A 21,945-nucleotide genomic window follows, 5' to 3' on the forward strand; every position below is an offset into this window, starting at 1 on the left:
TTCATGTTCCTAATTCATAAACTTCTTCAACACAAGGGAATTTCAGTTTTTTTTCTCATTCTTTTTCTTTCACCCTTACAGGCTCAAGACGACAAAACAAAAAAAGAAACCCCAGTTCCCGAAAAAGAATCGCCTAACACTACGACTGTGAAGCCGGATTCGAACGGCGCTGAAACTCAGAAAGAGAACGGACAAGAGGATTCTCAGATCGTAGTCACGGGGTCGCGCGGAGAAAGAAGACTCAAGGATTCCACGGTCGCGACGGAAGTTATTTCGAGAAAAAAAATCGAAGCGAGCGGAGCAAGAAACGCCGCTGAAGTTTTGGAAACTCAACTCGGAATCGACGTCGTTCCCTTTTTCGGCGGATCCAGGGTTCGAATGTTGGGTATGGATTCGCAGTATGTTTTGATTCTAATCGACGGGGAAAGAATTTCGGGAAGACTCAACAACGCAGTGGACCTAAGCCGTTTTAAAGTTCAAAACTTGGAAAGAATCGAAATCGTCAAAGGAGCTTCTTCCGCGTTGTATGGGGCCGACGCGATCGGAGGGGTGATCAATCTTATCACGCGGGAAGCCGATAAAAAACTCAGCTATGAGATGAGAACCACTTACGGAAACGGAAGTCGAAAAAACTTCAACACCGAGGGGGAATTCAATACGACCGCGAATCTGGGTTTTCGAAACGAACTCGTCAGCGGAAACGTTTCTGCGGGTTACAATAAAAATCCCGGCTATCGTTTGGTTCCGGATTCCCAAGCGACTACCGGAAACGCATATCAAGATTTGAACACGGGGATGAATCTCACGTTCAATCCGGACGGAAAATTCAAGGGAAAGACAAGAATTCTCTATCAACACAGAGATCAAAACGGGGTCGACGTAACTCAGTCCAAAGCCGTTTTTGATCGAAACAACAAAACACACGACTTTCTTGCGACCGGAGCATTGGAATACGGATTCGGAAGAAAAAATCTGATCTCGTTTCGAGGAAACATTTCGAAATGGGAAAACAAATACTACAACAACCAAAGGGGTTCCGATGAGTTGGACGTAAAACAGCTCAACGCCGAATTAACTTCGCAAGGAACCGTTCAGTTAGACTATCAAGCCGCGGAAAGACATTTTATCACGGCTGGAGTCGAATCTTTCGCAAACGAATTAGAATCCGATCGTTTGCAGAACCGTTTTGTATATCGTACTCGAAGGGCAGCATTTTTCCAGAATGAATGGACCGTTTCCCGTTCCCCCAGAATCCGTATCGTTCCCGGAGTTCGATACGACGACGATTCTCAATTTGGAAATCAGACAACTCCTAAGTTAGCCGCACGTTATGATATTCTTCAAAACTTAGTCTGGAGAACCAGTTACGGAAGAGGGTTTCGGCCTCCGAGTTTTCAGGAATTGTATCTTCGTTTTGAAAATCCCGCAGTCGGATACGTCGTGGAAGGAAATCCGAATCTAAAACCCGAAAAATCGATCACGGTCAATTCCGATCTTGAATACAGTCCTTTTAGTTTTCTTACTTTATCCTTTAGTTTGTATCGAAACGATATCATCAACTTGATCCAATACAAATTCGATTCCAACCAAGGAAGGGAGTTTTCTCAGTTTCAATTGCAGAACATAGCCAAGGCTTACACTCAAGGCGGGGAACTCGGAGTTCAATATCGTTTTCTAAAAAACTATACGCTTGAACTCGGTTACAATCAAACCGATACGAGGGATCTGACGACGGATCGTCCCTTGGAAGGAAGGGCCCTCCACCAAATTTCGGCGAATTTTATCTACAATTCTCCTAACGGTTTTCAATTCAACCTTCGGGGAAAACATTTAGACAAAAGACCGTTTTACAGTTCGACTAACAACCTTTCGGCGGCGGGACAAGATTATATTCCTACCGAAGTCAAATTGAACGAAAATCCGCCGGTGACTTACGGAAAACCCTTTACGATCATCAATATAAGAATGGAACAAAAATTCTTCGAGAAACACTTTGCGTTGTTTGTAGGTGTGGATAACGTTCTAAACGAATACGAGCTCGCATACAACCCTACAAGACCTAGATTTTATTACGGCGGTTTTTCGGCCCAGTTTTGAGACCTTTCCCAATCCAGATAAATCGGATTTCCTTTCTTTCAATTCCTTCGCTTTAGAACGTTAGACGCCATATGCTCGTAAACGAGTTTTCCGATCCAAACACTCGTTTAGTTTTTACGAACTGCTTTTTATTATAAGGAGAATCCGAATTCGAGTTTTAAGATTCGAAGAATGGATCCGTTTCGTGGAAACGACGGACCTCCTGGATGATCGACTGTTTCGGAGTCGATTCCAAAAATCCGAAACCGATTACAAGACCAAAACCGGCTCGCAATATAAGAACACTAGAGTTCCCGCAGATTTCGTCCCTTTAGAGGTTTCAAGGGATTTTCTTTCGTTCCATTCTTGTTTGAGCTCCTACATTTGGAGTTTTTCGGACCGGCTCAAAACTTCGAACTGCGGTGGATTCGATTCTTACCTTATAAAATTTACAGAGAGTTTTTATTTTCTAACGTTCTTTCTGATTCAAAAATTTATAAAAAGGAATACTTACGAGAACGAGAAGAATCTGCGCGAGACCGAAAACGACGGCCGTAAGGGAAGAACTTCGAAACAAAAAAATAGAATCCGAAATTTTATCAAGTCCGACCGAAGAAATCGGACCTAGAAAAAAACCGAGGGAACCGATTCCTGTCAAAGCAGACATTACGATTCCGTTATTCTCCCGATTACAAAGAGAGGAAGCCAAACGCAGAGAAGTTGCAAACATAAGGCCGGCTCCCAAACCGCAAAAAAGAAGAGAGATCGTAATCCAAAAAAGAGAATGAAATGTTCCGGAAAGAGTCAGCGCGACTCCGTAGATCAACGAGCCGAGGGCGACCGGAAAATACTTTCCGGTTTTTTTAGAAAGACGGATCGCCGGATAAGACAAAAGCGCCATAGGAAGAAAAACGAGTGAAAGTAAACGCCCAGTCTCCGAAGGATTGAGTAAAAATTCTTCTCGAAGACGAAGATTGAGGGAACTCATAAAATAGCCGGATGTAAATCGATCTAAGAATTGAAACGCCATAGGAAACAAAAGAAGCGGATGAGAAAGAAAAATGATTCCGGATTCTTTCCAGGAAGAATGTTTTTTGGAAGTTAGGGTTTCCACTTCGGGAACAAAACGATAAACGATAAAAGCTAAAAATAGAAGAATCCCCGAACCCGCGTAAAAAGGAAGATAGGGATTTTCTTTCCCTAAAAATCCGAGTGAAATTCCGACCGCACCTCCCAAAGAAAGAAGCATTCCGGAAAAACCCATCAAGGCCCCACCTTTGAGTTTCAAAGAGAATCCTCCGTGTTCGAAATCGGCGACAGAAGCCAAAAGTAAACCGATGACAAAGACATGAGCTCCTCCTTCCAAAAATCGGAGACTCAAAAGTATGGGAAGATTCTCCGCATACGGAAGAAGACTCAAAAGTAGGGCGTCGAAAAAACAAAAAAGAATGATGATCTTCTTTCTGGTCCCGAAACGATCCGAAAGAAAACCGGCAATCGGAGAAAAGAAAAAAGATCCGAGCATCGCCACGCTCAAAAACCAGGCAACCTCGCTGTTGCCCGATTGGAATCTATCCTTTACAATTTCTTTAAATACGGGAACGATCATCGTTACCGGAAGCATCGCCAAAAAAATAGCTCCCGGTAAAAAGTAGACCGAACCTTTTTGTTTATCCTTTGGAGAGGACTGAGTCATAGGTTTCCTTTCCGATCGCGGCGATCAGATCTTTTTCCAATTCCGAAAAAATTCCTTGGTTCAAAAGAAAAACCTGTTTGGACTCGGAAAGAATATTCTGTTTTTCTGAATCGTCAATCGCAAGCGCGTCTAACGCGGCTCTGTAGTTTTGTTTAAAACCGTTGATGTCAGTAACTTTTGGAAACTCGTAAAAAGAAATTCCTTCTCCTTCCGGAAGTGCGAGGGCTTTGCTCGCTACCTTCTTAAGAATCTGACCTCCGGAAAGATCGCCCAAATAACGCACGTAAGAATGGGCCACAAGAAGCAGAGGTTGTGTTCCGGAAATCTTTCGGATTCTATCCACGTAAACCTGAGTAGCCGCAGTGGGCTTGTGCTCTTCCGGTTTCCAAGATCCGTAAAAAAACTGAAGATCCTTTAAAATTGCGTCCTTACGGTTGAGTTCGGGAAAGAACATCGTTCCGAGAAGCGCGTCCTTGGAATGGAGTTCCAATTCTTTTTCTAAGGCTTCATAGACAAAATAGAAGGCTTCCAGATGTCGCGAGTAGGTTCCTTTTTCCAAAACTCCTTTCATAAAACAGCGAATAAAGGCGGAGCTTTCCGCGGATTTGTGTTCCTCAGAGGTTCCTTCTCGAAGTAAAGTAGCTAAGTTCATTGCGTATCTCCTGACAATACTGTGACAATTCTTTTTATTTGATACTGAGAATCAAACTTATTTTCTTGAAATTTTCATTCTTCGGAAAAGTTGAAATGTAGGAGCTCATACAGTCTCTGTTTTAAGATACAATATTGATATATCATTATCATTATTGACAAAAACTCAGATTCTCCAAACCTGAGCAAATCATGAGTCTTTCTAAAAGTGCAAAAAAGAAACTCCCTGTCAGCGTCCTTTCCGGATTTTTAGGGGCGGGAAAAACAACCGTTCTCAATCACATTCTTCACAATCGAGAAGAATTGAAAATTGCAGTCATCGTAAACGATTTGAGTGAAGTGAACATCGACGCCGGGCTCATACGATCGGGAGGCGCGGACCTGAAAAGAGCGGAGGAAAAACTCGTCACGATGAGCAACGGATGTATCTGCTGCACTTTAAGAGAAGACCTTTTGGAAGAGGTCGGAAAATTAGCCCGGGAAAATAAATTCGATTATCTTTTGATCGAGTCCACCGGAATTGCCGAACCCCTTCCGATTGCGGAAACCTTCACCTTCGAAGATGAAAACGGAAATTCCCTTTCGGATTTCGCGTCCCTGGACACGATGATAACCGTGGTCGATGCAAAGAATTTTCTAAAAGATTTTGCCTCTTCCGAAGAACTCAAGGATCGGAATCTAAACTCGGAAGAAGAAGACGATCGAACGATCGTTGACCTTTTGATAGAACAGATCGAATTTGCAAACGTAATTCTTATCAACAAGATCGATTTGGTTTCGCAAGAACAACTCCGATCCCTCCGCGCGATTCTTATCAAACTCAATCCTGAGGCAAAAATTTATCCGATCCAAGAAGGAAAAATTCCTCTAAAGGAAATTCTAAATACAAAACTTTTCGACTTCGAAAGCGCCGCTAACGCACCCGGTTGGCTTCAAGAACTTAGAGGAGAACACAAGCCGGAAACCGAAGAATACGGAATCTCCAGCTTTGTCTTTCGCTCAAAAAAACCGTTTCATCCAGATCGATTCTACAAACTCATTGGTGAAGAATGGCCCGGTGTGATTCGTTCCAAGGGATTTTTCTGGTTGGCTTCTCGAATGGATTGGGTAGGAGGTTGGTCTCAGGCGGGAGCGTCTTGCAGGACTGAAAACGCAGGACGCTGGTGGGCGCGGATTCCGCGCTCGGAATGGCCGACTGAGAAGGAGGATTTGGACGAGATCGCTTCTTACTGGCAAGAGCCTTATGGAGATCGGAGACAAGAGATCGTGTTAATTGGAGTTGACATGAAGGAGGATGAGATCCGAGAATTATTGAACGGCTGTCTTTTGACCGAAGAAGAAATGTTTCTCGGTGAAAAAGCGTGGAGAGATTTTTTCGATCCTTTTCCTCCCTGGGAAATCGAACTGGAAGAAAATCCCCCGGTCGATCGGACCTTGGATGAAAGCAGAAGTAGGCAAAGCGGCCCTTAGAAATACAAAGCAGAAAGGGGAAATCTTAAAGGTCCTCGAAGCCGCCAAAGGACCTTTATCGATCAAAGAAATCTTCGAACTCTCCCGCAAAAATCTCGACAACCTCGGAATCGCAACCGTTTACAGGGCTGTAAATCATCTGATGGAGACGGGTGCGATCAATGAGATCCATCTCCCGGGAGAATCTTCCCGTTTCGAAGCGAGTCACCTCCACCATCATCATCACTTTCATTGCAAACAATGCGACCGGGTCTTTGACGTTGAAATCTGCCCGTTTCCTCTCGACAAAAGCCCTAAAGGTTTTACTGTGGACACCCATGAGATCATCCTCTATGGAACCTGTTCTGACTGCAATTCCAAGGTAAAATGAATTCAGAATCACGAGTAAAGTTTAAAACCTTTTGGATCTCTCTTCTTCTCCTTTTAGGATTCGTTTTTTTGGACAGAGTGATATTTCCGATCGCACTTTTCGAATTTCCAAACGAGCTCGAATGGGACACTTCTCCTTGGTACAACTTTCTTCACAAAAGAAGAAACATCGGCTTTAATACGGACGAAAAGGGGATTCTGATAGCGGGAAGCAGCGTAGCCTTGTATTCTTCTTATCCCGATCAGATCGCAAAAAAAATCAACTCTTTGAAAAAGGATTCTTCGAACTTCCGCGCGGAATTCTATTCTCATCCCGCGATGTCTCCGACCGACCTTTATTATTACGCAGACGATATTCTTTCCAAAAACCCCGAAGTTGTGGTTTACGTTTTGAATCCAGCCGATTTACAATTGGATTATATTCAAAAATTAGAATCTAATGCTCGCGTCGGTTTTGACGAGGCCGCGAAACTCAAAGATTACAAGGTTCGACATCAGAATCGTTTCATTTTTCCCGGAGAATTTTTATCCGATCATTGGAAGAGTTATTCCAAAGGAGAACTTTTTTCCCAACTCGCAAAGGCCGGAATCCTTCTCAATCGTTACCGAAGTTTTTTATACGACCCTTGGATGGAATACATAGAACATCATACAAGGACCATGCGTTCGTATCACTATTATACCGGTGTGATTCCAAAAGAAGGAATTTTTCTCAGAGGTTGGACTCCGTCGCAGTTTACGATCGAATGCGAACTCAAAGACGGAAAACTTTCGGAAGACATCTTCACGCAAAAGCCGGGGATCAACATATTGATTGAAGAAACCACGTCGAGCGGAACGCCTATGAAATACGAAGTTTTGTTCCATGAGACTTACTCCAAACCGGGTTGGAAACCGCTCCTTTTGGAGTTCGAAGACGAGTCCGGAGAAAAATCAAAATCGGTAACTTTACGATTTACGATTTCTCCAACCACAAGCTCCAACGAAGTCGACGCAAGAATTTTCGGGATTCCCGCAACTTACGGAATCCGTCTTCCTCAAAACTTTTGCAAAAGGGAAATCAAAACCGGAATATCTTACGAAAGAATCCACGGCCTCGACGACGATCGGGTCGAAAATATGTCCGACGAAGAATATTTGAAAGACTATGAAAGACGTCTCTACTACAATCCGGAAAACGAAGGCGCATTGAATCGCCTCAAAAAGGTTCAGAAAAACAAAGAGATCCTCGGATCTTCCGAATTTTTTACTTGGTCCGAATTTACATTTTTGGAAAAGGCGATCGAAAAGTTCAAAGCGAAGGGTAAAAAACTTATCGTCATCAATTCTCCCGAAAATCCGATCGAAAGTAAATATTATAAAAATGGAAACTGGTATCGGGGTTATCTGAACTTCTTCGAATCCCAAAAAGATGCGAACTTCGGTTTTTTCGACCTCAAAGATTCGATGCCGGATAAAAAATTCTTTTTGGATCCTCATCACCTGACCTTCAACGCGGCGCGAAAAAGTTCCGAGTTGTATGGCGAAGCGATCTTAGAATTCCTCAATTCTCCCGAACGGAAAAAATAGTGGAATCAAATCGGAATTTGATTTTTGATCGAATTCGATCCTGGTTTGAAAATCCAAAGTTCATTCTTCCTTTATTCTTAATCCTCTATCTTCTTTCCTCACTTCTCATTTGGAAAAAATACGACTGGAATCCGAGTTCACAGATCAACTTCGGAATGCAGTTTGTGATACAGAATCCGGAACAAACACCGAAGGGTGCGGTGATCTTTCAAAGTCAAACGGGTGATCTTGGCGCCGGCTACGACGGCCAAATCTTTTACTTTTATTCGAGAATGTTAAGCGAATTCAGTCTGGATTGGCCCAAAGGTTTCGAGGCGAACATTCGAGCACCCCGAATCGGTTATCCGCTTTTGATTTCCCCCTTCGGTTGGTTCGGCACCTGGGGAACCGTTTTCGGAATGTTTCTCGTAAACTTGATTCTAATTATTTCCTCTTGGTTTTTACTCAGAGATCTCTGCGGAGAAAAGAACCGAATCGATTCCAGTTTGTATTTGTTTTCTCCCTTTCTTTTGGGAAGTTATGCGCTCTTGGTAAGCGACGCGGCTTTGACAAGTCTGCTAGTATTCATATATTGGCTTTATAAAAAAGAGAAGTGGGTTTTGTTTTCTTTTGCGGGGGCGTTTGCAATTCTTACAAAGGAACAGGCCTTATTCTTACTCTTTCCTTTGGGACTTCAGTCTTTGTTGGAAAAAAACTGGAAAACATCCATCAGGATCGTTTCCACACTTTTATTTCCGATCTTCTGGGGAATTTTTTTAAGAATTCAAATTCCGGAATGGACTCCGACTCGTTTTACCGACTTTTTTGCTCCGTTAGACGGCTTTGTCGGCTATTGGAAGGAAATCAACGATCCTTCGATCTTTTCCTTTTTGCAAGCGTCCGACTTTGAAACCAAACTTACCTTGTTCGGGAAAAAGTTTTCCCGGGTTCCGCTTTTTCTTTTGTTTCTTTCGGGACTTCTTGCGCTTTCGAGCGGGGATTGGAAAAAGGCTTTTGGGAATCGCCTTTCTTTCTTCTTGGTTCTCTTTTCGGTGTTTTCCGCCGGTTATGTTCTTTACTGGTCTTCTTATGAAAACGTTTCGAGAATGTTTACGGTTTCCATCGCATTTTTAATTTTTTGGAAATTAGAAGACGAATCGATTCACGATCGATTCTATTGGCTCGTGACCGGAGGTATTTTGTTTTTATTTATATTTAAGTTGGCCTTTATTTCGAGAACTCTTCCAAACGAAATCTGGAAATGAATCGTGAAATCTAAAAAGTAATTTTTTTCGGAAATAACTTTTAGATTGGGTCCTAAAGACGCAAGAAACCTTTGCTCCGCAGAAGAGTGATTACGACTCAGAAGATTTTCCGACAAACAATGTCCTTGGAACGGGATTTGAAAACGGACCTTATGAGCCCGTCCTAAATCCTCTACCTATTAAAGAATCCCGTGTCTTTAAATTCGAATCGATTCGTGTGAGCTCCTACAGATTACGTCGCTTCGACTTTTTGTGAAAATTCCGGATATTCTTTTTTCATTCAAAATCGGTGTGAGTTCCCACATGTTTGTGAAACTCAAAGTCTCGCTTCCATTGGCGCTCGACAAACTTTGTGATAGGCCCTTTGTCCGCGTCGAAGAAAAATACTACTGAATCTAAATTCTCGACGATAGCGCATTAAGCTTCACAAACAGAAAAACCGATTTTGTAGGATCTCACACAAAAAAGGCAGTCCGAAAAAGTTTAACTCTTTCAGTTCTCGGGCATTCGAATCTTGTAACTCTTATAGATCCGGTCGTTGATCTCTTTGAGTTTGTTTCTTTCCAAAGCGATCTCGGTCCCGTCGTCCAGAGAAATCAGAGCAAAACTTCCTTTCCCGTCTTTGAGATTTTGTTTTAGCTCGTTTACCGACTTCACATCCTTGCCGTCCAACTTCTCGACGATCTTAAAACTCAGATCGTGAAAACCGTTATTCGATTCGTCCGGAAGAACCTGGGAAAGAAGAACGATCTTTCCGACGTCTCCTTCTTTCTCGTGAAACTTGGCGTAGTCGAAAAGATACAGAAGTTTTCGATCCACTCTGGATCTCCAGTCCTTACCCCATTCTTCGAGCAGGGCTTCGGAAAGTTCTAGAAAAACAAAACCGCCCTCCACCGCGAAGTCGTTGGTCATCGGAGTATTCTTAAATGGAATTCTTACGGCGTCGTGCGGAAAAGGTCTGAGCTTCATGTTCAGGGAAATCCTTTTTTTATCTCTTAGGATAAGAATCGGGATTTCCTTTCCTAAAGAATAACCGAACGAATCACCCGCGTGCGCCAAAAAGGAAAGAACTTGTTTCCCATAGTACGGGTGCTCGATGTAACCTTTGGAATCGACTTTTTTCCCGCCGAACTCCAGAATGATATCTTCGAGTTTTAAAACACCGCTCGCGGAAGAACCAGGAATTACGTCGGCGACCAAAATCCCGGAATCGGTTTCTTCCATTCCGTAATATTTCTTTACCGTAGTATCCGTGATTGGACGGAATCGAAAACCCTTGTGTGCAAACAGATCGACTCCCGGTGTATTTAAGAATTTTTGAATGATAAAGGAAGGAATGATTCTTCCCGAATTTTTGCCGGTCGTAAAATCATACAAAAGTCCTACAACTCTTCCGGATTCGATCACGACTTCTCCAAAGCCGTTCAGCCCCTCACTGGAACTGATATCCACTACGGGGAGTTCGATCTGACCGAGCGGCATCTGATCCATGTCCATACTCAACAAGGTCGCGGCGGTCGATTGAATCGAACCGGAATTATCCAATTGATAGACGCTCGCTTGTTTTGGAAAAACGACGATCGGCGAAAGTGGAAGAGGGGCCAGATCTTCGAAAAAGTTTTTTTTCTCCACTCTCAAAAGAGCAAGATTGGATTCTGGATCTTTGCGAAAAACGACGGCCTTGATTTCCGAATAAGAGGAATATTTTTTGACTTCGATCAAGGTCGCATCTGGAAGTAACGTATATGGAATTAGAATCCGATTTCCTTCCGTGACCAAACCCACGCCTCTTCGGACGCGCGGGCTTTTTTTCTTCCAAGGTTGATGGTATTCCGGTTCTTGAAACGTTACTTTGATCTGTATGATACTTTTCTGATATTCTTCGGATGATCCTTTGGAAAGAGGGGGAGTCATCGGACTCGAGGATCCTTTTTTGGAAACTTCCTTGTTCGAGGAACGATTTTTTTTGACCGAGATCAAGTCCCCATTCTTCCGGAATGAAGTTTCACCGAAGATTCCAAACGAAAGAAAACAAAAGGCTCCTACTAAAACTGCGAACTTTAAGATTTTATTCTTCATATTCTTATTCCAGACCGTATGTCTTACGGATCTTTTCGTCCGCTTTTTCGGCTTCTTCTCGATTGAGAATCAACGGAACTTGAACGTCCAAAAACTTCAGACGTAGATACTTTTCCTTCGAATCACTCAAGATTTTTTTGAGATCGTCCAGTTGTGTCACAGGAACTCCGTTTACGGATTCCAAAACCAAATTGACAAAGTAATCGGAAGAAGAATTAACTGGGTGCGATAATTTTCTGTAAAGAACGACGTCCGTCTTCTTGGTTCGATTGAGACCGTCTTCGATGAAGTAAAAGAATCGATATAAGAGCTGGCTTCCGCCGGAAGTGTTGCCTCCCCGGCTCCAACTCGTGATCAGATCTCGAGACATCTCTTGAAAGAGAAGTCCGCCGATCATCGTGAAATCATACGGTTTATCGTATTGATTCCGCATAAAATCAAAGTCCGGCATACGAATCGCAGGAAAGGAAACGGTCGTCTCTTTTCCGTTTCGATAGAGTTTGAAAGTGATCTTGTCTCCCGCGTGTTTATTGTCGACGATCTCGACAAAGTCCACTCTTGCGTCTCGGTCCTGCATGACGGTTCCGTTTTTACCGATCGGATTTCCGTCGATCTCCACGAGGAAGTCTCCTTCTTTGAGATACTTTTCGGCGGATCCGTTTTTCAAAACCTTGGAAACAAAAACTCCTTCCAAAGAATCCGGAATTCCTTTCGCTTTGCGAAGAGAAACGTTAAACGAATTGAGAGTCCGAACTCCGAGTTCCACATAACCGTCGTATTTTCCGTCTTCGATATCGGTGAGAAAATGGCGTATAACGTTGGTGGGAATGAGATAACCGATATTTTCACCCTTGGTCGCGACTTGAAACGCGACTCCGACGACCTTGTCGTCTTGTATCGCCGGACCTCCGGAATTTCCCGGATTGATCGCGGCGTCGACTTGTAAAACCAAATGACTGTCCACTGCGGAATGAGAATAAACGGATTGATCCTTTCTCGAAACGATTCCTCTCGTTACGGAAACCTTGTTCCCACCGATCGGATAACCGACCACGATCAAGGGAGAATTGAGCTCGGGAATTTCTCCGAGCTCGAGATCTCTTGAATCCTTATAGAATTCGGGGCTTTCGGCTTCGAGAACCGCCAAGTCGCAGTCGTGTGCGATATGAAGAACTTTTACTCCATACCATTCGGTTTGATTGTATCTCTGAACTTGAACAAACTTCGCGTTCGAAATGACGTGGGCATTCGTGATGATTCTTTTATTGCCGATCAAAAAACCGGTCCCGGAACTCGCGCGAACCGCGTCCGTTGTCCAAGGGGAAAACGGATTTACCGCCTGAGAATAGACTCGAATCTGAACGACTCCCTTTCGGAGTTCGTCAAAAGGAAGAGGACCCTCGACCGCGTTGGTTTTTGTCTGGAAAAACAAAATTACCGAAACAAGAAGAAGTTGGCGACTTCTCTTGACCCCAATTCTTAAAAAACCGGATAAGTTAGCCGTCAATGGGCCCTCCAAAAAGAATATTCAATTTTTAGAATTTTCTAATGTCCTTCGAACTCGCAGATGGCAAATACGGGGACTTGCAATTCTTCTTTGAGTTTTTTGCCCCCGCCCAAATCCGGAAGATCGATGATCACTCCGGCTTCGTAGACTTCGGCTCCGAGTTTTCGCAACAGTTTTACCGCCGCGATCATGGTTCCTCCGGTTGCGATCAAATCGTCCATCACAAGAATTCTATCTCCGGGTTGAACGGCGTCCCTATGGATTTCGATCACGTCCTTCCCGTATTCCAGATCGTATTCTTCCGATACCGTTTCCGAAGGAAGTTTTCCTTTTTTACGAATAGGAATAAAACCGACTCCAAGTTGAAACGCGAGAGGAGCCCCCGTGAGAAAACCTCTGGCTTCGATACCGGCTACTTTTGTGATTCCCTTACCTTGGTATCTGTTTACAAAGGTTCCGATCGTTAAGGCAAGTCCTTCGGGATCGAGAAGGAGAGAAGTAATATCGCGAAACAAGATTCCCGGTTTTGGATAGTCAGGTATGGTTCTGATTTTGGATTTAACAATAGACATCTAGGTTTTACGTCCCAGGATTTTTATTTTACGGGTTCTATTCAAAAAACCGGAGACATTTCAAACAATTCTTTTTTATTTCCAAGAAAGAAAAGCCCGGCAAAACCGGGCTGATTTTAGAAACTCTTAAATTTTTCCGAATCAATAACCGGAATTTTTCAAAGCCGCGATTCTCGCTTCTAAAGGCGGGTGAGTGGAAAACAAGGCCAACCACTTACTGTGTCCCGAAATTTTCATCGTAGCGAGAGATTCTCCGCCTCTTGGATCTTCCGGAGCTTCGAAAGTGCGTTTTAACTTTTCAAGAGCCGCAACCATACTCTGACGTCCCGCAAGTTTGGCGCCGCCGGCATCCGCGCGGTATTCTCTCGTTCTTGAAAAATAAGCGACCACGATCGATCCGAGGATGCTGAAAAGAATACTCAATACGATATTCGCGACCAAACGCACCGTGTATTGCGCGTCTTCGTCTTTTACGAGAGTGCTCAATGCATAACCTACGATTCTCGAGAAGAATATTACAAAAGCGTTAACTACGCCTTGAACAAGAGTCATGGTTACCATGTCTCCGTTCGCTACGTGAGCGAGTTCGTGAGCGAGAACTCCCTCCACTTCGGAGTTATCCATTACTTGCAAAAGCCCGCTGGAAACCGCGACAAGAGAACTGGACTTGGAAGGTCCGGTCGCAAACGCGTTGACCTCGGGAGAATGATAGATCCCGACTTCGGGCATAGGAATGTTTGCGGTTCTCGCAAGTCTTTCTACTTTGGAATACAATTCCCTTTCCACTCCGGTTGCGGACTGGCGATTGATCACCTTTACGCCCATCATCGTCTTCGCCATAAACTTGGAGAGAAGGAGGGAAATAAAGGATCCACCCATACCCCAGAGAAGGGCAAAGATCATCAAGGATTCGTAATTAAGTCCGTTTGCGTTGAGGTAGGGCCCGATTCCAAGCACGCTCGTTACAATCGAAATCGTAACTACTACCAAGATATTGGTCAGTAAAAACAACCCAATTCGTTTAAACCACATTTTGGTTTCTCCTGTTCATCTTCTTTCTATATACTATTCACTTAAGCCTAAGGACGATTTCTACTTTTGTCCGAGATGCGATTTTTCCGGATCCGATATTTAGTGTATCCCAAAACTCGATCATACTATATCAGAAAGATCAAGCCGCAAGGCTCTATGCCAGTTTTGGGAAAGGTTCTTATTCTTTAAGAATCAAGTCCGGTCGTCTTCCACTCGCATCCAAAACGCGGATACGTCCAACGGCAAATCCACGATTCTTAACTACTTAGACCATTCCAACGGAACTTTCGATCCCCTCGGAAACGGTTCGTCAAACGTTGTTCCATTTTTTTTAACAAAAAAAATGGAACATTCTTCACTTTTTGTTTTTACCGGCGCGTCAATCGGTTCTCACAAACCTAAAATTCTTCTTTGTAATCCGAGTCCGGCAAAGGTTCGACAAAACACTGAAAGTCTTTGTTTAAACTTTTCTCGGTTCCTTTCTAAAAAACGATGCAAGTAAGAATAAAAACCCGAGTAAAACATACGCGGTCACGAAAGAATTAAATCCGGGTTCGAACTGAGCAAGAATGTCGTTTCCTCTCAAGGAGAATCCGTGGATAAATCCGGTAGCCGCCAAAACCGAAGCGATCAAACAAGTGATTAGGGCCTTCTTAAAATCCCGATCGATCACAAAGACCGCAATCGAAGCCCAGATCATGGAAGAAATCAAAAATCCCTGAGAAAGACTCAAAAGCCCTCCGAGCGGATACGGAAGAAAAGGAAGTCCTAAGGGAACATCCGACATCCAAAGGTGAGCGCTTTCTTTCACACCTGCATTTTCCAATATTCCCGCGATCGATCGATCAGCGTAGTTAAACGTGGATTGAACCAAAAGAACCCCCCAACCAGCGAGCGCGGGAAGAATTCCGATCACGACGGCGGGTGCGTGTCTACTCGGAGTCGCTTCGAATGCTTGAGAACCGATCACGATTCCGATCCAGAGAACGATCGCCATTCCCGCTTCGACGGGAATCAAGGCTTGGATAAACGCGAGAAGTCCGAAAAGCGCGACTAACGTCATGAAGATTCCGTTCAGAGTGGAATAACCCGCTCTTGCGCCAAGGGCCTTCCAACCCGGATGTCCGATATAGATCGTAGTTGGAAATGGAGAACCGAAAAAAGAACCGATCACGGTTCCGACCCCGTTTGCCAAAAGTGAATCTCTTGTGTTAAAAGAATCTCCGGAGGCCTCCGCGGATTCTATGTTTTGTAAGGAGCCGATCACGTTAAAAATTCCCATAGGAATGATGACCGCGAGATATTCTCGAATGTCCGCGAGTTGAAACGCGGAAAACAAATCGACTACGGATAAAACCGGCAAGTAGAATCCGATCTGATTCGTGGACGCTTTTAGAAACGCTCCGTCCATCATCGGGTTTCCCCAGACTCCTTGCGACCAAGCGAGCGCGGTTCCTAAGATCACGGAAACGAGTCCTCCGGGAAGTCGGAACGGAAATACGACTCTGGCAAAGTATTGTAGAAGAATGATTCCGAAAGGTAGAAACGCGATCAGAGGATTCTGAAACGTACGAACCAAAAAGTCCATTGAGATAAAGGTGATCGCAATTCCCGCCAAGGAGGAGAGTAACGCGGCTCTTGGAGTCACCTTTCGAATTCGTTCTGCGACAAAAGAGCCGAACATTTCGATCAATCCGGAAAGGAGACTCGCCACGAGTCCGACCTGCCAAGCGATTTTGTAATCGCCGGTTTTCTTATATACTGGAAGTATAATAAAGAAAACGAACGCAAACAACGATACGGTATTGATCCCGTAGGGAAGAGCGGTGACGTCGTTTCTATTTTCTTTTTGAGCAAGACGATGCGCCTGCCAAGAATAGAAAAGATTCCCGAGTAAAAGGGAAATTGCAGTTCCCGGAAGAATAACCTTATAAACAAAGTCTCCCGGCACGCCGCAAAGCGTGGTCAGCAAAAAGGAAAGAACAAGAATCTGAATCAAATTGTCGATCATCAGACCGAAAAATCCGTCCAAGTCCCCAAGTACAAACCATCTGAATTTATTCTGGCTCATTGTTTCGATTTACTCCCAAAGTCCACTTGAATCACGTTGGACTTGTCGTCCTTCGTATCACCCTCTTTTTTCTCTGTTAAAACCGTCTTCTCACCCGGTGAAGATTGTTTCCGGGCCGCTTCGAGTTCCGTGGTAAAAACTTTCATATTTGTAAGCGTCGTTTGTGTTTTATCAAAATAACGAAGGACACAATCCCAAGGAATAAAAACTTCCTCCCAGATGTATCCAAATTGAAGTTCGGCGTAGATCCATTCTTCGCCCGCGTCGAGATTTCGAACCCCGCCCTTGGGACTAAAAACGAGTACAATCCCGGATTCTTTTTCGTCTCCGACTAATCCTCGTTTACCGATCACGAGTTTGGGATGGGGGAGGGCGTGCAAAAAGAAAGTACCGAATCCGTCCCAGTAGAGATCGAACAACTGACGTTTGAACTTTCTGAGACTCAGAATTTCTTCTTTTAAATTTCCCTTATCCATTCTTAAAGTTGCGGTCCGGACCTTCCACGTTGGATTCGCTGAGATAGTCCCCGTGAATTTTGTATTCCGGCACCAGAGCCTTAAACGCCAGAAAAATTTCCTTGTCCTTATTGGTCCTTCCGGCGGTCAGAAGTTCGTTGAACCTGGCGACAAACGTAGTCGGTTCCTGATTTTCCAGAGGAGATGCGATTTTGATTTTAGGATGATGAGTTTTTTTGATTCCTTCCAGATCGAGAAGGAGTTCTTCGAATAATTTTTCTCCGGGTCGAAGTCCGGTAAACTGAATCGGAATATCGACGTGAGGTCTAAGTCCGCAGAGACGAATCATCTCTTCCGCGAGGTTGAGAATTTTCACGGGTTCACCCATTTCCAAAATAAAAATTTCCCCACATTCTCCCATACTTCCCGCTTGGAGTACGAGTTGGGTCGCTTCGGGAATCGTCATAAAATAACGAATGACGTCCGGATGAGTTACGGTAACCGGTCCGCCGTTAGCGATCTGTTCTCTAAATCTCGGAATCACCGAACCGTTGGAGCCGAGCACGTTTCCAAAACGAACCGTGATAAACTTGGTTCTTGTCTCGCGGGAAATATGTTGCAGATACAATTCCGCAGCGCGTTTCGAAGCTCCCATGATGTTCACGGGATTGACCGCCTTATCCGTGGAGATCAAAACAAAACGTTCCACGCCGGAAAGCCGAGCGATATCGGCGATATTTTTTGTCCCGAGGATATTGTTCATCACGGCCTCGGTCGGATTGACTTCCATCATCGGAACGTGTTTGTAAGCCGCCGAGTGAAAGACAACTTGCGGAGAATGTCTTTCAAAGATGGAACTCACTCGAGAAAGATTTTTGATATCGGCGACGATCGGAACGAGTTCTATGTTCTGGCCTTGCAGCTTTTTTTTGAGTTCGTATTCGATTTCGTATAACGGAGTTTCTGCGGAATCCAAAAGAAGAATCCGGGACGGTTCGAAAACCGCTACTTGTCTACAGAGTTCGCTCCCGATCGAACCGCCGGCTCCGGTGACAAGAATGGATTTCCCTTTGAGATAAGAACGGATGGATTCGATTTCAAGATCCACAACCGGACGACCCAAAAGGTCTTCCACTTGCACCTCTCGGAGTTGATTCAATTTGGGAGAATCAAAAAACAAAGAACCCAAAGAAGGAAGAATTTTGAACTTTACGTCCGAATTCTCAAAAGAACGAATCAAACGACTGATCAACTTTCCGTCCGGATTGGAGATCGCGATGATGACCTGTTTGATTCCGAATTGGCTGATCATCTGCTCCGCTTGGTCGATCTTCGCCAAAATCGGAATACCTTGGATATGAGCTCCGATTTTTTGGACGTTATCATCCAAAAAGCCGACAGGATTGAGTTTGAGTTCGTTGTGTCTTCGAATTTCGGAAAGAAGCGTAGCTCCCACTTTTCCGGCTCCCAAGATCAGAGTCGGAAGTCCTTCTTCCTTTGATTTTTTAAGAATATACTGATCTCGAAACACTCTCCAAGAAAAACTGCGAATACAAAGAAAACTGAGAAGGAGCAGGGTATCCAAAACCGGAACCATTCTCGAAAGTTGCTCGAAACGATTGTAAAAAAGAAGCGCGGTCGTCGAAACCAAAGAGGAAAGTAGAGTCACTTTGATGATCTCAACCAAATCGTGAATCGAGGCATAAGCCCAGATCGATCTATAGATATCCGAAAGAATAAAAACTCCCGCGCGGACTGAAATTACGATGATAAGAGAAGTTAAAAATCTTTCGGGCGGAACTAAAAAGACGAAGGATTCAAATCGGATCCAATGCGCTAAAAAGAAAGAAATTCCCATGAAAAAAAGATCCAAAGGGAATATCCACATTCTCCGATTCCATTGACCGAGCATGTAGGAAATAAAATCCTCTTGTTCCCAAAAGTCCAATCTTTTTGAAATAACTAACGCCGATTTTTAGCCGATCCGAAAAATGTGTTGCAGAAATTCTTTTCTTGCCCCACTCCAATAGGAGAATAAATCGGTTTTAGATCGGGACACTTTGAAAGAAATTATCATCAACCTCCAAGGGGATTTGGACTTTAAGCTGGGAGAAGCGCTATTCTCCAAATTGGAAGAACTTTCCGAAGCGCCGAGAAGAATTCTTTTGGACGCTTCCGGTTTGAACTCGGCGACCCTCGAAGGAGCCTCGATTTTAAACCGACTTCCCGAACGTTTTCCGGATTCCAAATTCGCGATCTGTACGGTTCAAGAGGGAATCGATCTTTCTTCGGAAGGAAATTCTTCCATTCCCGTTTTTCAAGACAGAGAATCGGCAAAGTCCCATTTAACCGCTTCTGACGACGAAACAGATCAAGGTTTTTCGGAAGAATCTCCGATACTGGTCAATTGTCCGATCTGTTTTCATCTTCTAAAAATTCAGATTTCGGGAAATTACGGATGTCCTGCCTGCGGTTCCAAATTTTTCGTGACTAAGGATTTCAGAACTTCCCCTTTCGAAAGATTATTATAATATTCTTACATTTCTTCGAACAACTGAATCGTTTCCTGGACTTCGACGGGAACGTTGCCCGCTTGAAAGTAAGGATTGTATCTTTTTTTGATACCAGAAACAAGTCTTCGTTTTCTCGTCTCGAAGGAATCCATGGATTCTTTAAGAATCGGATCTTTTCGAAGAGCGGTTCTGATTTCCGGAGCAAAGGGCACATAACGGTTCAGAATGTCTCTACAGACCCGGTTGAGTCTGAGTTTGCCGGACGATTCGAATAAAATCCAATAGGAATAATCCGAACCGAAAATGTCCTTTAGATTCTTTTTGTATTTCATCAGTTGTTGATCGATCGCCTTTTTCGCATCGGGTGTTAGAGCCGGGGACTTTCGGTAATTCTCCAGATAAAGATAATACTCGGATGTCAAGGACGGAGGAGAAGAATCCTTCCACTTTCTTCCACGAACGGTCCTTTCGATTTCCCAACGGAATTCTCCCAAAGTTCTCGTGATCGCCAAGGTCATATTTTCGTTGAGAATCTGAGGAAAGACAAGCCTTCCTCTCGAACTCAAACCGGAAGTCACCTCCTGCCAGAGAACTCCTCTGTTTCCAAAAACTGGAAGAAGGATACAATCCGAAAAGATTTCCTTCATAGCAAGTTCCGGTTTCCCGGGAGTTTGTTCCGGTTCGAACGTGATCTGTCTGTGAAAAAGATGCCGATCGATCTTGTGAACGTGATCGACGACCGATTTTAATTTTTCCGGGGTCATCAAAAACGCATCCGTTTCTCCGTACATCTGATCCTCGGAAAGAATCGGATACGCAAGATTGGGATTGGTGGAAACTCCGATGAGTCCGTTGTACAAAAGATTGCTCAACTCCCAATCGAGGAGATGTAGGAGGTCCTCGATCCCGCTTTGATTCGCGGAGTCGTCTTTTCCCGTCTTCCGAACAAGGGACGCTTTTACTTGCTCATAAGTTTGCGAGAGATAATTCCGAGAGGGAGTTTTTTTTCCGGAAAGAATCAGCCCCAGCCATTCCGGCAAAAGATAGATCGCAAGATTGTGGTTAGACGGATAGGGTTCTTCGGAACGGCTTCTCAGTTTTTCCATCGTGGAAAAGAGCTGAACGATTCTGGAAGGAGAAAGTAGATTCTCATCCAAAAAGAAAAAATGAAGAAACAACAAAACCGGTTTTGGAATCGAGGAAATATCCGAACGATACTTCGCATAACAAGAAGCGTAGAGTTGGATGAAGGATTGAATGTCCTCCGGTTTGTGATCTTTCCGAACAAGACCGGGATGTTCCTTAAAGGTATTGACCCTTTTTTGAATGTCCGCCGTCGCCGAAGCGCTCATCCCGGAATATCTTAGAATCTGGATCAAACTATCTCTGAATTCATCGGGAAGAGGTTGATCGTCCTGACCCGTCGTCCCGGCCATATGAACCCCGCCCCAAATCCTAGTTTTCTCTGAGTCTTTTTCCGGAACCGTTTGTATCTGGATCCCGATATCGTTTCCTTTAAAATTGAGAATCGAAGCGTCAAAGCGGATCCATTCCCGATCGTCTCCCGAAAAAAGAACGTGAATCTTTTCTCCGGCTCCGACCGGGAACGAGTGGTAGAGTTTTTTTGTAAAAACTTTTGCGTGAAAGGATTTCTGAACGGACTCGGGAACGATCGGACCTGAAAACAAAAATCCTGGAAACGCTTCTTCACCGTCGGTTAAAAATACTACCGGAAGAATTTTTTTAGGATGTGGGCCCAGATCGTGAACTAGATGTTGCAATCTCTTAAAGATCAAAACGTCTCTCCAAGCGGGAAGTTCTCCCAAATGCGCGAGATAGGTTGCAAGCTCCGGAAGAAAAGCTTCCTGAAACCAAGAAGGGGATTCTAAGATTCTTCTCAGATCGGAAACGCTCGCCTGGTCCAAAAAGGTATGAATGTGAATAACGTCTCTTCCATTGAGATAAGTAAGCGGAAGTTTTTTTAGAATTTTAGCTCGATAAAGCGAGCGGAGTTCCGTGGAACGGCGGAATCTCTTTTCAAGAAAATATCCCGCAAGTACCAAGAGAACGACAAAGATAGTTCCGTTGATGACCGGGATCCAAGAGAATTCTGGCCAGACTAAAACGGGACGTGCTTGTGCGAGAAGGAACATGCGGAATGTATAAACTTCTTAGAGTCAGGGTCAAGCAGGATTCTTGATAGCCATATGTATCTTAGAATCCCGAACAAAAACGAATTCCAAATCTTTAAAAACTCTCTTACGAGATGTCGCTTTATACAAATCTATCTTTTTTAAAACGCGGCGATTCCGTAAGCTTCCGATCTTTTCGGACCAACTTTTATCTTAGAATACAAATCGGAAGGTTTCAACTCGAAAAAATGAGATTCGTCTTTTAGAATCCGCGTTCGCAAATTTTTCTCTTTCCAAACTGTCGATAAAAATCCTGCATATCCTTACCCACAAAGTTGTTTGAATCTTAAGAAGAATCTGTCGGAACTCCGACAGTCCGCCGTAAAACGAAAGCCCCGCCCTGAAATTTTGCATAACCTTACCCACAAAGTTCTTTGAATCTTAAGAAAAATCTGTCGTAACAACGACAGTCCTCCGTAAAACGAAAGCCCCGCCCTGAAATTTTGGGT

General features: G+C 44.0%; 15 protein-coding genes and 2 pseudogenes. 6 read left to right on the forward strand and 11 right to left on the reverse strand.

The annotated features are described in order from the left end of the window. Window positions 1-3 precede the first annotated feature (3 nt). Window positions 4-2,097, forward strand: a complete 2,094-nt coding sequence (locus JWG44_RS10655; RefSeq protein WP_205274934.1) for a TonB-dependent receptor plug domain-containing protein — start codon at window positions 4-6, stop codon at window positions 2,095-2,097. A gap of 448 nt (window positions 2,098-2,545) precedes the next feature. Here JWG44_RS10655 and JWG44_RS10660 read toward each other — a convergent pair whose 3' ends face one another. After that, entirely contained in the window at window positions 2,546-3,772 is a 1,227-nt protein-coding gene (locus tag JWG44_RS10660) for an MFS transporter (RefSeq protein ID WP_205274935.1), read from the reverse strand. Beyond that, window positions 3,747-4,424: a biliverdin-producing heme oxygenase gene (locus tag JWG44_RS10665; RefSeq protein ID WP_205274936.1), complete on the reverse strand. Its 678-nt coding sequence runs from the start codon at window positions 4,422-4,424 to the stop codon at window positions 3,747-3,749. Before JWG44_RS10665 ends, JWG44_RS10660 begins: the two co-directional genes overlap by 26 nt. A gap of 191 nt (window positions 4,425-4,615) precedes the next feature. On the opposite strand from JWG44_RS10665, the gene zigA reads away from it, so the two are divergent. Genes zigA through JWG44_RS10685 form a run of 4 tightly spaced genes read left to right on the forward strand, consistent with a single transcriptional unit; the run spans window position 4,616 to window position 9,075 of the window. Beyond that, a complete protein-coding gene (gene zigA / locus JWG44_RS10670; protein WP_205274937.1) occupies window positions 4,616-5,893 on the forward strand; it encodes a zinc metallochaperone GTPase ZigA in 1,278 nt (425 codons plus the stop codon). After that, window positions 5,862-6,263, forward strand: coding sequence for a Fur family transcriptional regulator (locus JWG44_RS10675; protein WP_205274938.1), 402 nt, complete (start codon window positions 5,862-5,864; stop codon window positions 6,261-6,263). Before zigA ends, JWG44_RS10675 begins: the two co-directional genes overlap by 32 nt. Further along, window positions 6,260-7,831, forward strand: coding sequence for a hypothetical protein (locus JWG44_RS10680; RefSeq protein WP_205274939.1), 1,572 nt, complete (start codon window positions 6,260-6,262; stop codon window positions 7,829-7,831). The genes JWG44_RS10675 and JWG44_RS10680 overlap by 4 nt, the downstream gene beginning before the upstream one ends. Window positions 7,832-7,848: 17 nt before the next feature. Next, the gene (locus JWG44_RS10685) at window positions 7,849-9,075 is read left to right on the forward strand and encodes an AZOBR_p60025 family cell surface glycopolymer formation protein (protein WP_232371596.1); all 1,227 of its coding nucleotides are present in this window, start codon (window positions 7,849-7,851) and stop codon (window positions 9,073-9,075) included. 492 nt (window positions 9,076-9,567) lie between these two features. On the opposite strand, the pseudogene JWG44_RS10690 reads toward JWG44_RS10685, so the two are convergent. The 8 genes and pseudogenes from JWG44_RS10690 to JWG44_RS22545 form a co-directional block, all read right to left on the reverse strand. Beyond that, a pseudogene (locus JWG44_RS10690) lies at window positions 9,568-10,959 on the reverse strand (PDZ domain-containing protein); the annotation flags it as partial. 199 nt (window positions 10,960-11,158) lie between these two features. After that, a complete protein-coding gene (locus JWG44_RS10695) occupies window positions 11,159-12,589 on the reverse strand; it encodes a S1C family serine protease (RefSeq protein ID WP_408611951.1) in 1,431 nt (476 codons plus the stop codon). A 110-nt stretch (window positions 12,590-12,699) separates the two neighbouring features. After that, window positions 12,700-13,233 carry an adenine phosphoribosyltransferase gene (locus tag JWG44_RS10700; protein WP_205274943.1) on the reverse strand — a complete coding sequence of 178 codons (534 nt, stop codon included), beginning with the start codon at window positions 13,231-13,233 and terminating at the stop codon, window positions 12,700-12,702. Between the two features lie 141 nt (window positions 13,234-13,374). Then, complete coding sequence (gene htpX, locus JWG44_RS10705; RefSeq protein ID WP_205274944.1) at window positions 13,375-14,265, reverse strand: protease HtpX; 891 nt, start codon at window positions 14,263-14,265, stop codon at window positions 13,375-13,377. A 460-nt stretch (window positions 14,266-14,725) separates the two neighbouring features. Next, window positions 14,726-16,336, reverse strand: a complete 1,611-nt coding sequence (locus JWG44_RS10710; RefSeq protein ID WP_205274945.1) for an NCS2 family permease — start codon at window positions 16,334-16,336, stop codon at window positions 14,726-14,728. Continuing rightward, window positions 16,333-16,812, reverse strand: a complete 480-nt coding sequence (locus JWG44_RS10715) for a ClpXP protease specificity-enhancing factor SspB (RefSeq protein ID WP_205274946.1) — start codon at window positions 16,810-16,812, stop codon at window positions 16,333-16,335. The genes JWG44_RS10710 and JWG44_RS10715 overlap by 4 nt, the downstream gene beginning before the upstream one ends. Beyond that, window positions 16,805-18,703, reverse strand: a complete 1,899-nt coding sequence (locus JWG44_RS10720) for a polysaccharide biosynthesis protein (RefSeq protein ID WP_205274955.1) — start codon at window positions 18,701-18,703, stop codon at window positions 16,805-16,807. The genes JWG44_RS10715 and JWG44_RS10720 overlap by 8 nt, the downstream gene beginning before the upstream one ends. Then, window positions 18,628-18,819, reverse strand: a pseudogene (locus tag JWG44_RS22545) (hypothetical protein). Before JWG44_RS22545 ends, JWG44_RS10720 begins: the two are co-directional and overlap by 76 nt. A 32-nt stretch (window positions 18,820-18,851) precedes the next feature. On the opposite strand from JWG44_RS22545, the gene JWG44_RS10725 reads away from it, so the two are divergent. Then, window positions 18,852-19,322, forward strand: a complete 471-nt coding sequence (locus JWG44_RS10725; RefSeq protein WP_205274947.1) for an STAS domain-containing protein — start codon at window positions 18,852-18,854, stop codon at window positions 19,320-19,322. Between the two features lie 5 nt (window positions 19,323-19,327). On the opposite strand, the gene JWG44_RS10730 is transcribed toward JWG44_RS10725, so the two are convergent. Beyond that, on the reverse strand, window positions 19,328-21,457 hold the full coding sequence (locus tag JWG44_RS10730) for a hypothetical protein (RefSeq protein WP_205274948.1): 2,130 nt from the start codon (window positions 21,455-21,457) through the stop codon (window positions 19,328-19,330). Window positions 21,458-21,945: the final 488 nt, after the last annotated feature.

Source organism: Leptospira ainazelensis, assembly GCF_016918785.1.
Lineage (GTDB): Bacteria > Spirochaetota > Leptospiria > Leptospirales > Leptospiraceae > Leptospira > Leptospira ainazelensis.

Excerpts from the sequence above, each read along its gene's own strand:
- JWG44_RS10655 (WP_205274934.1), top strand. The coding sequence starts at position 4 with ATGTTCCTAATTCATAAACTTCTTCAACACAAGGGAATTTCAGTTTTT.
- JWG44_RS10660 (WP_205274935.1), bottom strand. The coding sequence starts at position 3,772 with ATGACTCAGTCCTCTCCAAAGGATAAACAAAAAGGTTCGGTCTACTTT.
- JWG44_RS10665 (WP_205274936.1), bottom strand. The coding sequence starts at position 4,424 with ATGAACTTAGCTACTTTACTTCGAGAAGGAACCTCTGAGGAACACAAA.
- zigA (WP_205274937.1), top strand. The coding sequence starts at position 4,616 with ATGAGTCTTTCTAAAAGTGCAAAAAAGAAACTCCCTGTCAGCGTCCTT.
- JWG44_RS10675 (WP_205274938.1), top strand. The coding sequence starts at position 5,862 with ATGAAAGCAGAAGTAGGCAAAGCGGCCCTTAGAAATACAAAGCAGAAA.
- JWG44_RS10680 (WP_205274939.1), top strand. The coding sequence starts at position 6,260 with ATGAATTCAGAATCACGAGTAAAGTTTAAAACCTTTTGGATCTCTCTT.
- JWG44_RS10700 (WP_205274943.1), bottom strand. The coding sequence starts at position 13,233 with ATGTCTATTGTTAAATCCAAAATCAGAACCATACCTGACTATCCAAAA.
- htpX (WP_205274944.1), bottom strand. The coding sequence starts at position 14,265 with ATGTGGTTTAAACGAATTGGGTTGTTTTTACTGACCAATATCTTGGTA.
- JWG44_RS10710 (WP_205274945.1), bottom strand. The coding sequence starts at position 16,336 with ATGAGCCAGAATAAATTCAGATGGTTTGTACTTGGGGACTTGGACGGA.
- JWG44_RS10715 (WP_205274946.1), bottom strand. The coding sequence starts at position 16,812 with ATGGATAAGGGAAATTTAAAAGAAGAAATTCTGAGTCTCAGAAAGTTC.
- JWG44_RS10720 (WP_205274955.1), bottom strand. The coding sequence starts at position 18,703 with ATGCTCGGTCAATGGAATCGGAGAATGTGGATATTCCCTTTGGATCTT.
- JWG44_RS10730 (WP_205274948.1), bottom strand. The coding sequence starts at position 21,457 with ATGTTCCTTCTCGCACAAGCACGTCCCGTTTTAGTCTGGCCAGAATTC.